The sequence below is a fragment of the Enterobacter sp. JS8-1 genome (assembly GCF_049187015.1).
In the GTDB taxonomy this organism is placed as follows: domain Bacteria; phylum Pseudomonadota; class Gammaproteobacteria; order Enterobacterales; family Enterobacteriaceae; genus Enterobacter; species Enterobacter mori.
Map to the genome: position 1 here is coordinate 1,285,164 of NZ_CP185805.1, position 10,855 is coordinate 1,296,018.

General features: G+C 56.3%; 12 protein-coding genes. 6 read left to right on the forward strand and 6 right to left on the reverse strand.

The genetic code is table 11. The features are described 5' to 3' along the window. Positions 1 to 12: 12 nt before the first annotated feature. Both betB and betI read right to left on the reverse strand, forming a co-directional pair. Positions 13 to 1,485 (reverse strand): betaine-aldehyde dehydrogenase, encoded by a 1,473-nt coding sequence (gene betB / locus ACOQH0_RS06015; RefSeq protein ID WP_421511766.1) that lies wholly within the window; start codon positions 1,483 to 1,485, stop codon positions 13 to 15. A 13-nt stretch (positions 1,486 to 1,498) separates the two neighbouring features. Beyond that, positions 1,499 to 2,086: a transcriptional regulator BetI gene (betI, locus tag ACOQH0_RS06020; protein WP_211446267.1), complete on the reverse strand. Its 588-nt coding sequence runs from the start codon at positions 2,084 to 2,086 to the stop codon at positions 1,499 to 1,501. A 128-nt stretch (positions 2,087 to 2,214) separates the two neighbouring features. Between betI and betT the strand changes: the two genes are divergently transcribed. Both betT and ACOQH0_RS06030 read left to right on the forward strand, forming a co-directional pair. Then, a complete protein-coding gene (gene betT, locus ACOQH0_RS06025; protein WP_089599352.1) occupies positions 2,215 to 4,248 on the forward strand; it encodes a choline BCCT transporter BetT in 2,034 nt (677 codons plus the stop codon). Between the two features lie 379 nt (positions 4,249 to 4,627). Beyond that, on the forward strand, positions 4,628 to 5,074 hold the full coding sequence (locus ACOQH0_RS06030) for a SymE family type I addiction module toxin (protein WP_256459958.1): 447 nt from the start codon (positions 4,628 to 4,630) through the stop codon (positions 5,072 to 5,074). 90 nt (positions 5,075 to 5,164) lie between these two features. Here ACOQH0_RS06030 and ACOQH0_RS06035 read toward each other — a convergent pair whose 3' ends face one another. From ACOQH0_RS06035 to ACOQH0_RS06045, 3 genes are read right to left on the reverse strand one after another with little or no spacing between them, the layout of a single operon-like run. After that, positions 5,165 to 5,665 carry an Hcp family type VI secretion system effector gene (locus tag ACOQH0_RS06035; RefSeq protein ID WP_421511767.1) on the reverse strand — a complete coding sequence of 167 codons (501 nt, stop codon included), beginning with the start codon at positions 5,663 to 5,665 and terminating at the stop codon, positions 5,165 to 5,167. Then, positions 5,665 to 6,021, reverse strand: a complete 357-nt coding sequence (locus tag ACOQH0_RS06040; protein ID WP_421511768.1) for a putative T6SS immunity periplasmic lipoprotein — start codon at positions 6,019 to 6,021, stop codon at positions 5,665 to 5,667. Before ACOQH0_RS06040 ends, ACOQH0_RS06035 begins: the two co-directional genes overlap by 1 nt. Beyond that, positions 6,018 to 6,578, reverse strand: coding sequence for a type IV secretion protein Rhs (locus ACOQH0_RS06045; RefSeq protein ID WP_348578029.1), 561 nt, complete (start codon positions 6,576 to 6,578; stop codon positions 6,018 to 6,020). The genes ACOQH0_RS06040 and ACOQH0_RS06045 overlap by 4 nt, the downstream gene beginning before the upstream one ends. A 212-nt stretch (positions 6,579 to 6,790) precedes the next feature. Between ACOQH0_RS06045 and ACOQH0_RS06050 the strand changes: the two genes are divergently transcribed. Genes ACOQH0_RS06050 through ACOQH0_RS06065 form a run of 4 tightly spaced genes read left to right on the forward strand, consistent with a single transcriptional unit; the run spans position 6,791 to position 10,201 of the window. Then, on the forward strand, positions 6,791 to 7,702 hold the full coding sequence (locus ACOQH0_RS06050) for a metal ABC transporter substrate-binding protein (RefSeq protein ID WP_421511769.1): 912 nt from the start codon (positions 6,791 to 6,793) through the stop codon (positions 7,700 to 7,702). 2 nt (positions 7,703 to 7,704) lie between these two features. Continuing rightward, positions 7,705 to 8,511 carry an iron/manganese ABC transporter ATP-binding protein SitB gene (gene sitB, locus ACOQH0_RS06055; protein WP_010428383.1) on the forward strand — a complete coding sequence of 269 codons (807 nt, stop codon included), beginning with the start codon at positions 7,705 to 7,707 and terminating at the stop codon, positions 8,509 to 8,511. After that, on the forward strand, positions 8,508 to 9,365 hold the full coding sequence (sitC, locus tag ACOQH0_RS06060) for an iron/manganese ABC transporter permease subunit SitC (protein ID WP_303570017.1): 858 nt from the start codon (positions 8,508 to 8,510) through the stop codon (positions 9,363 to 9,365). The genes sitB and sitC overlap by 4 nt, the downstream gene beginning before the upstream one ends. After that, positions 9,362 to 10,201: a metal ABC transporter permease gene (locus ACOQH0_RS06065; protein WP_421511771.1), complete on the forward strand. Its 840-nt coding sequence runs from the start codon at positions 9,362 to 9,364 to the stop codon at positions 10,199 to 10,201. Before sitC ends, ACOQH0_RS06065 begins: the two co-directional genes overlap by 4 nt. Here the strand turns inward: ACOQH0_RS06065 and entD are convergent. Next, positions 10,155 to 10,829 carry an enterobactin synthase subunit EntD gene (gene entD, locus ACOQH0_RS06070; protein WP_421511772.1) on the reverse strand — a complete coding sequence of 225 codons (675 nt, stop codon included), beginning with the start codon at positions 10,827 to 10,829 and terminating at the stop codon, positions 10,155 to 10,157. The genes ACOQH0_RS06065 and entD overlap by 47 nt on opposite strands. Positions 10,830 to 10,855: the final 26 nt, after the last annotated feature.

Genomic DNA, 10,855 nt, shown 5'->3' on the forward strand with positions numbered 1-10,855 from the left:
TAAACCTCCCGGTTAAAATATGGACTGGAATTTACCCATCTCAACCTGGATGGACTTCACCTGGGTGTAGCTCTGGAGCGTCATCACCCCGTTCTCGCGGCCAATGCCGGAGTGCTTGTAGCCGCCCACCGGCATTTCTGCGGCGGATTCACCCCAGGTGTTGATCCAGCAGATGCCCGCTTCAAGCTGATGAATGGCGCTATGCGCGCGGTTCAGGTCGGCAGTGACGATGCCCGCCGCCAGTCCGTAGTCGGTGTCGTTGGCGCGGCAGATCGCTTCTTCATCGGATTCATAGGAGAGGATGGACATCACCGGGCCGAAGATCTCTTCGCGCACGATGGTCATCTCGTCGGTGCAGTCGGTGAACACGGTCGGGGCGACCCACGCGCCATTGTCAAAGCCTTCGCCCTTCAGCGCGTCGCCGCCGCACAGCACGCGCGCGCCTTCCTCTTTACCTTTGGCGATGTAGCGCAGCACGCTGTCGCGGTGCGGGAAGCTGACCATTGGGCCAAAGTTGGTGCGTTCATCGAACAGATCGCCCGCGCGAATACGGCCCACGCGCTCAACGATTTTCTGCTCAAACGCGGCTTTGAACGTCGCGGGCACGAACACGCGGGTGCCGTTGGTGCACACCTGGCCGGAGCTGAAGAAGTTCGCCATCATGGCGATGTCCGCCGCGAGATCCAGATCCGCATCGTCAAAAATAATGAGCGGGGATTTGCCGCCCAACTCCATCGTCACCTCTTTCAGGGACGAGGCCGCCGAGTTGGCCATCACTTTCTTGCCGCTGGCGACGCCGCCGGTGAAGGAGACTTTCGCAATGCCCGGATGCTCGGTCAGGTACTGTCCGGTCTCCGCGCCCACGCCTGGCAGGACGTTAAACACGCCGTCCGGAACGCCCGCTTCGGTGTAGATCTCGGCAAGCTTCAGGGCAGTGAGCGGGGTCACTTCGCTCGGCTTGAAGATCATCGCGTTGCCCGCCGCCAGCGCCGGGGCGGATTTCCACAGGGCGATCTGGATCGGGTAGTTCCACGCCCCGATGCCCGCCACCACGCCCAGCGGTTCGCGGCGGGTGTAGACGAATGAGGTCTCACGCAGCGGGATCTGGCTGCCTTCCAGCGCCGGGATCAGCCCCGCGTAGTATTCCAGCACGTCCGCGCCGGTGACGATGTCGACGGTTGAGGTTTCGGAATACGCTTTACCGGTGTCGAGGGTTTCCAACTTCGCCAGTTCGTCGTTGCGCTCGCGCAGGATATCAACGGCGCGACGCAGAATGCGCGAGCGCTCCATGGCGGTCATCGCCGCCCAGATTTTTTGCCCGCGCTGTGCGCTTTCCACGGCGCGATTGACGTCTTCTCTTCCGGCAGCCTGTACGGTCGCCAGAACTTCACCGTTGGCCGGGTTGATGGTCTCGAAGGTGCGACCGCTGGTGGCGGATGTATAACCACCATTGATATAAAGCTGCTGTTCTGCCATTCGGGACATAAATCCTCCTCGGTTATTCGGTCGGTAAATGCTGGCTGATAAAGTGGCTGGTAAGCGACTGGGCCAGCGTCTTATCCAGCGGTTTGCCGCTCAGGGCTGCGCGCAGCCATAGGCCGTCAATCAGCGCCGCCAGCCCGTAGCCCGCCTCCTGCGCCTGTTCGCGCGGCAGCTCGCGGCGGAACTCGTACACCAGGTTCGACAGAAGACGGCGGCTGCTCACCTGCTGCAGTCGGTAGAGCATCGGCTGGTGCATGCTGCTCGCCCAGAAGGCCAGCCAGGCCTTCATCGCCGCGCCGCTGGTCTGGGTTTCATCAAAGTTGCCGCCGACAATGGCCTGCAATCGCTGCTCCGCGCTGGCGTCCGGCAGGGCGTGCAGACGACTCAATACCGCGTCGCGAAGCTGGCCGGTGATGTCGCGCATGGTCGCTTCCAGCAGACCGTTTTTGTCTTTGAAGTAATGGCTGATGATCCCCGTGGAAACGCCCGCCCGGCGGGCGATCTGCGCGATCGTCGCGTCATGCATACCCACTTCATTTATTGCTTCCAGCGTGGCGTCAATAAGCTGCCTGCGCCGGATCGGCTGCATCCCCACTTTGGGCATTTTTGCCACTCCATTCATCAGCGTTGGTTAACCATTAAAGCGGTTTTTGATTGGACGTTCAATATAAAATGTGTCTTAATTGTTGCGGATTTGGATTTTAATAGTTACAAAAACAGTGGGGATACTGGATGACAGACCTTTCACAAGACAGAGAAAAAGACAAAATCAACCCGGTCGTTTTTTATACTTCCGCCGGGCTGATTTTGTTGTTTTCCCTGACGACGATCTTCTTTCGTGATTTTTCTGCCGAGTGGATTGGGCGCACCCTGAACTGGGTGTCGAAGACCTTCGGCTGGTACTATCTGCTGGCGGCGACGCTCTATATAGTCTTCGTGGTCTGCATTGCCTGCTCGCGCTTCGGGTCGGTGAAGCTCGGGCCAGAGCAGTCCAAGCCCGAGTTCAGCCTGCTGAGCTGGGCCGCGATGCTGTTTGCCGCCGGCATCGGCATCGACCTGATGTTCTTCTCCGTGGCGGAACCGGTCACGCAGTATATGCAGCCGCCGGAAGGGGCAGGGCAGACGATGGAGGCCGCGCGCCAGGCGATGGTCTGGACGCTTTTCCACTACGGCCTGACCGGCTGGTCGATGTACGCCCTGATGGGCATGGCGCTCGGATACTTTAGCTATCGTTATAATTTGCCACTCACCATCCGCTCTGCGCTGTATCCGATTTTCGGGAAAAAAATTAACGGCCCGATTGGCCACAGCGTCGACATTGCGGCGGTGATCGGCACCATCTTCGGTATCGCGACGACGCTCGGGATTGGTGTGGTGCAGCTCAACTACGGGCTGAGCGTGCTGTTTGATATCCCGGATTCGATGGCCGCCAAAGCGGCGCTGATTGCGCTCTCCGTCATTATCGCCACCATTTCGGTGACGTCTGGCGTTGATAAGGGCATCCGCGTGCTGTCCGAGCTGAACGTGGCGCTGGCGCTGGGACTGATCCTGTTCGTGCTGTTTATGGGCGACACTTCGTTCCTGCTCAATGCCTTAGTGCTGAACGTGGGCGACTACGTGAACCGCTTTATGGGCATGACGCTAAACAGCTTCGCCTTCGACCGCCCGGTAGAGTGGATGAACAACTGGACGCTGTTCTTCTGGGCGTGGTGGGTCGCGTGGTCGCCGTTTGTCGGCCTGTTCCTCGCGCGCATTTCGCGTGGCCGCACCATTCGTCAGTTCGTGATGGGTACGCTGATTATCCCGTTCACCTTTACCCTGCTGTGGCTGTCGATTTTCGGCAACAGCGCGCTGCACGAAATTATCCACGGCAATGCAACCTTTGCGCAGGAAGCGATGGCGCACCCGGAGCGCGGCTTCTATAGCCTGCTGGCGCAGTATCCGGCGTTTACTTTTAGCGCCTCGGTGGCGACCATCACTGGCCTGCTGTTTTACGTCACCTCGGCGGATTCCGGCGCGCTGGTGCTGGGCAACTTCACCTCGAAGCTGAAGGACATCAACAGCGACGCGCCGAACTGGCTGCGCATCTTTTGGTCCGTCGCCATCGGACTGCTGACGCTCGGCATGCTGATGACCAACGGTATCTCTGCGCTGCAGAACACCACGGTGATCATGGGTCTGCCGTTCAGCTTCGTGATCTTCTTCGTGATGGCCGGGCTGTATAAATCGCTCAAGGTGGAAGATTACCGCCGCGAAAGCGCCAACCGCGACACCGCGCCGCGACCGCTGGGGGCGCAGGATCGCCTGAGCTGGAAGAAACGCCTCTCACGCCTGATGAACTACCCCGGCACGCGCTATACCCGACAGATGATGGAGACGGTGTGTTACCCGGCAATGCAAGAGGTGGCGCAGGAGCTGAAGCTGCGCGGTGCCTACGTAGAGCTGAAAAACCTGCCGCCGGACGAGGGCGAGAACCTGGGACACCTGGATCTGCTGGTGCACATGGGCGACGAGCAGAACTTTGTCTATCAGATCTGGCCACAGCAGTATTCGGTTCCCGGCTTTACCTACCGGGCGCGCAGCGGGAAGTCGACCTACTACCGGCTGGAGACCTTCCTGCTGGAAGGGAGCCAGGGGAATGATTTGATGGATTACAGCAAGGAGCAGGTGATTACGGACATTCTGGATCAGTATGAACGGCACCTGAACTTTATCCATCTGCACAGGGAAGCGCCGGGGAATAGCGTGATGTTCCCGGATGTTTGAGGCTTGATCTGAAGAACCTACAAAGGCAGCGCCGTTGCCCTCATGCCGGGTGGCGGCGATGCCTTACCCGGCCTACAAAACCGGTTTATTGTAGGCCTGATAAGCGAAGCGCCATCAGGCGTTTAATGAGCATTGGATCTGAAGGGCAATATTTCCTTTCTTTATATTCACCATTTTATTTTCTTTATTTATTCGAGCAGCCTCGCATTTCCCTAATATTCGACCCCTGTACATTTATCCATGGCAGTATAATAGCGGCAGTTAAGCCAGCACTGAGATCTTGAAAGAATATGTAAAAAGGTAAGAAAAGGAATCGCGGTACAAAGGTGTGTCACCACCCCCATACCGCTAACCACAAACAACTAAAAGGGAGTTGATTATGGCTGCGAAGAATTCTATGCCAGAGCGGGCTATTGCCCAAACACAAAATGCAGATTTAGAGATTCAGCAAGAAAATCGCGAGAAGCTACGCAAAAAACGCATCCGGGCGTTGCATGACGAGCCAGTGCACTCCGCGTATCTTCATGAAAGAGGAGAGGTGGGTTCCGCCTGTGTAGAACTTTATACTCGAATGGAGCGCAACTATCTGCCGTTAACCGGCGCGTGGTTAACCCGCGCAGGGTTTAAAGCAGGAATAGCCGTGAAGATCCGCGTGATGCCGGATTGTATTGTGATCACGCCGCAAAATTCCCGTGAGCTGTGGGGCTGTCTGGAAGGCGTCAGCGCAACGTATACCAATAAGCTGAAGGTGATGAAGTGGCTGGAGACGTTTCCGGGAGCATTGATTGATACGGGGGATTTGCCCGTGAACGAAAGTAGAAAATAGTAGCGGTAAAAATTAACGAGGCGATCCAGGGAATGCCAGGATCGCCGTTTCTGAGCGGCAGCATGCATTGATCTTTATGAGCCAGGTAAATTATGCGTTACTCTTCTCTTTCTGAGCGGGTTTCATCCATGCATCGCCATAAAGAATATTACCTTTCACATAATTCCACTGAATGCCCCGGAATCGAAGCCCAACAACTTCAAGCATATTCGGGGCTGAGCTGCCTGGGTAATAAACGTGCGTGAAATCCAGAGATGAGATCACTACGCTATCAAGCGTAATGGTGTAGATCTCCCTTTCTGCTCCCGCTTCAATAATTTCATAATATTTGATAATGGCTTTTTGCAGCCGTCTGCCCTCGCAGGCGGCAACAGCAAGATAAGGGCTCACTTTATCCAATTGCTTATGCAGAGTAACAGGGCCATGCTGTCGAGTTCCGGTCATATTTCCGGTATGACTGTCCACTGCCTGCTTTATACCGTAACTGCTGTTCATGATTTCGATAGCACCTACCCGGCCAGGCATCATACAGTCGCCCTGAAGCTGCATTCCGTGCTCATCGTAGAGAAATAAGTAAGCGGGTAATGACATTATAACTCTCCTAAGTTGATTTCTTTTCCGTTATTATCGACATCAAATTGGTGTACATATTTTTTATTGTTTAATCCGTAATGAATAACGTAAGTACGTCCATTTTCCAATTTTATATTTAAACATGTGCCCGGGTAGGAGATGTTTAAATTTTTATATTCCGAACCTGTTATGATAGTAATTTTGTGATCTTTGCTTGAATAAATAGTGTAAAAGTTCAGGACATCATTTTTATCGATACTAAAACATAGGCGGTTACCATTAATAAATGTAAATCTATTTTGGGGGGCGCGATTACCTCCTGGGCATCCAGTGATTAAAATGCAGAGGATAAAGATGACAAATATGTTTTTCATCCTGGAAATCCCTTTAAGACATTTTTGTATTTCTGCAGAAGGAAATACAAGGTTTCCCTAAGTTTTAAGTCTCTGTATTGTAATAATTCTTCATTCCTCTCCAAACCAAAGTATTTCAATAGCCAGTAATCACTTACAATAGATGCCTGCTGTTCTAACCCATAGTGCTGTAAATCTGCTTTATCTAAACTATACGTATAGTCAGCAATGCCTGAGAATAAGCCTCTTGTTCTGACAAACATCCCTTTTTGAGTTTGCCAGACATGCATCATCTCATGCATGAATCGATGTTTTTTAACAATGTCATCTTCTAGCGAAAAATCCGGCGAATACGTTTCCTCTCTGTACCACATCTCCCCATTGGGACTCATCGCCACATCAACGGGTTGCAGATTAAAAGGAAGATAGCTTTCCCTGTGTACCCACACCAGATGATAACGGATGCTGTAACCGTAAAGCGTCTTCGCCAGGGCGATTTCACCAATTGTGAGCTGTCGGATCCCGCCCGGATTAATCGGGGTTCCTGAAGTGGGATGAATTCTTTCATTAACCGGCATGTCAATTCCCTTATGTTAGCATGGGTATTGGCCGTAAATAATACTCCTGACCGTGAGAGAAAAAAGAAAGCACATTTCCTAAAAATTCCGCCTGACAGTCCAGGTTGACACAACTTTAATGATAACCATTTTCATTTAAATATAGCCTGTGCTATACCTTATAGCACGGGCTAATTTTGCTTTGAATTTAATCACCTCAGGAGACTTCTGCGATGCACCCACGGCAAGGATTGAAGCGTCTGTTGCTCGGCGCGCTGCTCATGACTGCGACCACGACCGGCGCGCTGGCGGCTGAAAAGTTTCAGGTTATCACCACCTTTACCGTTATCGCTGATATGGCGAAAAACGTGGCGGGTGACGCCGCAGACGTGACGTCCATCACTAAGCCGGGCGCTGAAATTCACGAGTACCAGCCTACCCCGGGCGATATAAAACGCGCACAGAAGGCGCAGCTGATTCTGGCGAACGGCATGAATCTGGAGCTCTGGTTCCAGCGCTTTTATCAGCACCTGAGCGGCGTGCCGGAAGTGATTGTCACTAACGGCATTACGCCGATGGGGATCGGCGAGGGGCCGTATAACGGCAAGCCCAACCCGCACGCGTGGATGTCGCCGGATAACGCCCTGATTTACGTCGATAACATCCGCGATGCGCTGGTGAAGTACGATCCGGCCAACGCACAGACCTATCAGCGCAACGCTGAAGCCTATAAGCAGAAGATCACCGCCACTCTCGAACCGCTGCGTAAGCAGGTGGCGGAGATCCCGGAAGACAAGCGCTGGATGGTAACCAGCGAAGGTGCCTTCTCCTATCTGGCGCGGGATCTGGGGATGAAAGAGCTTTACCTGTGGCCGATCAACGCCGATCAGCAGGGCACGCCCCAGCAGGTGCGCAAGGTGATCGACCAGGTGAAAAAACATCATATCCCGGCGGTGTTCAGCGAAAGCACGGTCTCCGATAAGCCCGCGCGTCAGGTGGCGCGGGAAACCGACACCCACTACGGCGGCGTGCTGTACGTCGACTCACTGAGCGCGGAAAACGGCCCGGTGCCGACCTATATCGATCTGCTGAACGTCACCACCCGCACGCTGGTGCAGGGCATCCGTGACGGCATGAAGGAGTAACCATGCACGAGGGGATTGTTGTCTCAGACGTCACAGTGACCTACCGCAACGGCCACACGGCGCTGCGCGACGCGTCGTTCAGCGTGCCGGGCGGATCGATTGCCGCCCTGGTTGGCGTGAACGGTTCCGGCAAATCCACGCTGTTTAAGGCGGTGATGGGCTTTGTGCGGGCGGCGAGCGGCACTATTACTATTCTGGGGCTGCCGCCTCACCGGGCGCTGCGCCAGAACCTGGTCGCCTACGTGCCGCAGTCGGAAGAGGTTGACTGGTCGTTTCCGGTGCTGGTCGAAGATGTGGTGATGATGGGCCGCTACGGGCACATGGGGTTTCTGCGTCGGCCCAAAGATCGCGACAGACAAATCGTGACCGACGCCCTGAAGCGCGTGGATATGCTCGAGCTGCGCCATCGGCAGATTGGCGAGCTGTCCGGCGGGCAGAAGAAGCGCGTGTTTCTGGCCCGTGCGATTGCCCAGCAGGGCGAGGTGATCCTGCTCGACGAGCCGTTTACCGGCGTGGACGTCAAAACCGAAGCCAGGATCATCAGCCTGCTGCGCGAGCTTCGCGACGAGGGCAAAACGATGCTGGTCTCAACCCATAACCTGGGCTCGGTCTCGGAGTTTTGTGATTACACGGTGATGGTCAAGGGCACCGTTCTGGCGAGCGGCCCGACGGAAACCACCTTTACCGCCGAAAATCTCGAGCGCGCCTTTAGTGGCGTGCTGCGCCATGTGGTGCTCAGCGGCTCGGAAGATCGCATTATTACCGACGATGAACGCCCCTTCGTGACGCACCGACAGGAGGCAAAATGAACGCGCTTCTCGAACCCTTCGGCTACGAGTACATGCTCAACGCGATGTGGGTCTCGGCGATGGTGGGCGGGCTGTGCGCGTTTCTCTCCTGCTATCTGATGCTTAAAGGCTGGTCGCTGATCGGCGATGCGCTGTCGCACTCCATCGTGCCCGGCGTGGCGGGAGCCTACATGCTCGGGCTGCCGTTCTCGCTGGGGGCGTTCCTGTCGGGCGGGCTGGCGGCGGGCAGCATGCTGTTTCTCAACCAGCGCAGCCGCCTGAAGGAGGATGCCATCATCGGGCTGATCTTCTCCTCCTTTTTCGGGCTCGGGCTGTTTATGGTCTCGCTCAACCCGACCTCGGTGAACATTCAGACCATCGTGCTCGGCAATATTCTGGCTATCGCCCCGGAGGATATCGTTCAGCTGGCGATTATCGGCGTGGTGTCGATGGTTATCCTGCTGTTCAAATGGAAAGATCTGATGGTGACCTTTTTTGATGAGAACCACGCCCGCGCCATCGGCCTGCGTCCTGAACGCCTGAAAATCCTCTTCTTTACCCTGCTGGCGGTCTCTACCGTGGCGGCGCTGCAAACCGTCGGCGCGTTTCTGGTGATCTGTCTGGTGGTCACCCCCGGCGCGACCGCGTGGCTGCTGACCGACCGCTTCCCGCGCCTGCTGATGATTGCGGTCGCCATTGGCAGCATCACCAGCTTCCTCGGCGCGTGGGCCAGCTACTATCTGGACGGCGCGACCGGCGGCATTATCGTGGTCGCCCAGACGCTGCTGTTCCTGCTGGCGTTCGTCTTTGCGCCGAAGCACGGGCTGCTCGCCAGCCGCCGTCGCGCACGTCGCGGACAGGAGGCACACCCATGATGGCGCTGCTCCTTGAACCCTTCCAGTTTGCGTTTATGAACAACGCGCTGCTGATTTCACTCCTGGTGGCCGTGCCCTGCGCGCTGCTGTCGGTTTTTCTGGTGCTGAAAGGCTGGGCGCTGATGGGCGACGCCATGAGCCACGCGGTGTTTCCCGGCGTGGTGCTGGCGTGGATGATGGGCCTGCCGCTGGCGCTGGGGGCGTTTGTGGCCGGGTTGTTCTGCGCGGTCGCCACCGGATACCTGAAGGATAACAGCCGAATCAAGCAGGATACGGTCATGGGGATCGTGTTTTCCGGCATGTTCGGCGCGGGCCTTATCCTCTATATCGCCGTCACACCCGAGGTGCATCTCGACCACATTCTGTTCGGCGATATGCTGGGCATTAACGGGATGGACATTCTGCAAAGCGGGATCGTGGCGGGGCTGATCGCGCTGATGATTGGCCTGAAGTGGCGCGACTTTCTGCTGTTCTGCTTTGATTACCAGCAGGCGCAGGTGAGCGGGCTGCGCACCCGCTGGCTGCACTACGGCTTACTGTGCATGGTCTCGCTAACCATCGTGGCGACGCTGAAGGCGGTGGGGATTATTCTGTCAATTTCGCTGCTGATTGCCCCCGGCGCGGTGGCGGTGCTGATCACCCGACGCTTCCACATGGCGCTGCTGGTCGCGGTCGCCGTTTCAGCCCTCGTGTCGGTAAGCGGTGTATATGCGTCGTTTTATCTCGACAGCGCGCCTGCGTCGACCATCGTAGTGCTGTTCGCAATGGTGTTTATCGTGACGTTCGGGGTCACCAGCGTGAAGGCCCGTCGGCAGGAGAGCGTGACAGCAGGGTGATCGCCTGTTCACCCTGCTGTTGCCAGTGAAGGGTGAAGGCTGCGCCTTCGTTAAAGCCTGCCAGTTGACGAGTCAACGCCAGCGTAAGCGTCTTATCGTCAAGCTTTGTCACCCGGGCGCTGTCAAACCCCATATAAGCCTGCACCCGTGGAAAGAGGGCTTTAAACAGGCTCTCTTTGGCGCTAAACACCAGCGTCAGTGCAAGGGCGAACGGGTATCCCGAGCGGGAAAGCACAGGCTCTTCCTGCACATCGATGATCCCATCCTTTATTTCTCTGGCTTCGTTTTCGGGAAGTATCGCTTCGCAATCGATGCCGATAAGCGCCTGTCGCTCACGGACCACGACCGCCATGGCCTGCGTGCTGCTGTGGGTGATGCTGCCGGAAATACCGTCCGGCCAGAGCGGTTCGCCGCTGGTGCCAATGCCGGGAATGGGGTGATCCGGTAAGGCGTGCGCGGCGGCGATGCGTCCGGCAAGATGGTCGGCTTTGCGTTTGCGTCCGGCATCAGCGAGCTGCGCGTGATGCGGAAGCCAGAGGAGATCGGCGTCGGTGAAGGTGGTGGGGTCGAAGGTAATGCGGTGGACGGTGAGGTTGGCGAGAGCAAACGTGCGGTGGGTAGTGTGCATGGGATTTCCTTTAACAACGAATAGTG

Coding starts and splice junctions, on each gene's coding strand:
- betB (WP_421511766.1), bottom strand. CDS start 1,485: ATGTCCCGAATGGCAGAACAGCAGCTTTATATCAATGGTGGTTATACA.
- betI (WP_211446267.1), bottom strand. CDS start 2,086: ATGCCCAAAGTGGGGATGCAGCCGATCCGGCGCAGGCAGCTTATTGAC.
- betT (WP_089599352.1), top strand. CDS start 2,215: ATGACAGACCTTTCACAAGACAGAGAAAAAGACAAAATCAACCCGGTC.
- ACOQH0_RS06030 (WP_256459958.1), top strand. CDS start 4,628: ATGGCTGCGAAGAATTCTATGCCAGAGCGGGCTATTGCCCAAACACAA.
- ACOQH0_RS06035 (WP_421511767.1), bottom strand. CDS start 5,665: ATGTCATTACCCGCTTACTTATTTCTCTACGATGAGCACGGAATGCAG.
- ACOQH0_RS06040 (WP_421511768.1), bottom strand. CDS start 6,021: ATGAAAAACATATTTGTCATCTTTATCCTCTGCATTTTAATCACTGGA.
- ACOQH0_RS06045 (WP_348578029.1), bottom strand. CDS start 6,578: ATGCCGGTTAATGAAAGAATTCATCCCACTTCAGGAACCCCGATTAAT.
- ACOQH0_RS06050 (WP_421511769.1), top strand. CDS start 6,791: ATGCACCCACGGCAAGGATTGAAGCGTCTGTTGCTCGGCGCGCTGCTC.
- sitB (WP_010428383.1), top strand. CDS start 7,705: ATGCACGAGGGGATTGTTGTCTCAGACGTCACAGTGACCTACCGCAAC.
- sitC (WP_303570017.1), top strand. CDS start 8,508: ATGAACGCGCTTCTCGAACCCTTCGGCTACGAGTACATGCTCAACGCG.
- ACOQH0_RS06065 (WP_421511771.1), top strand. CDS start 9,362: ATGATGGCGCTGCTCCTTGAACCCTTCCAGTTTGCGTTTATGAACAAC.
- entD (WP_421511772.1), bottom strand. CDS start 10,829: ATGCACACTACCCACCGCACGTTTGCTCTCGCCAACCTCACCGTCCAC.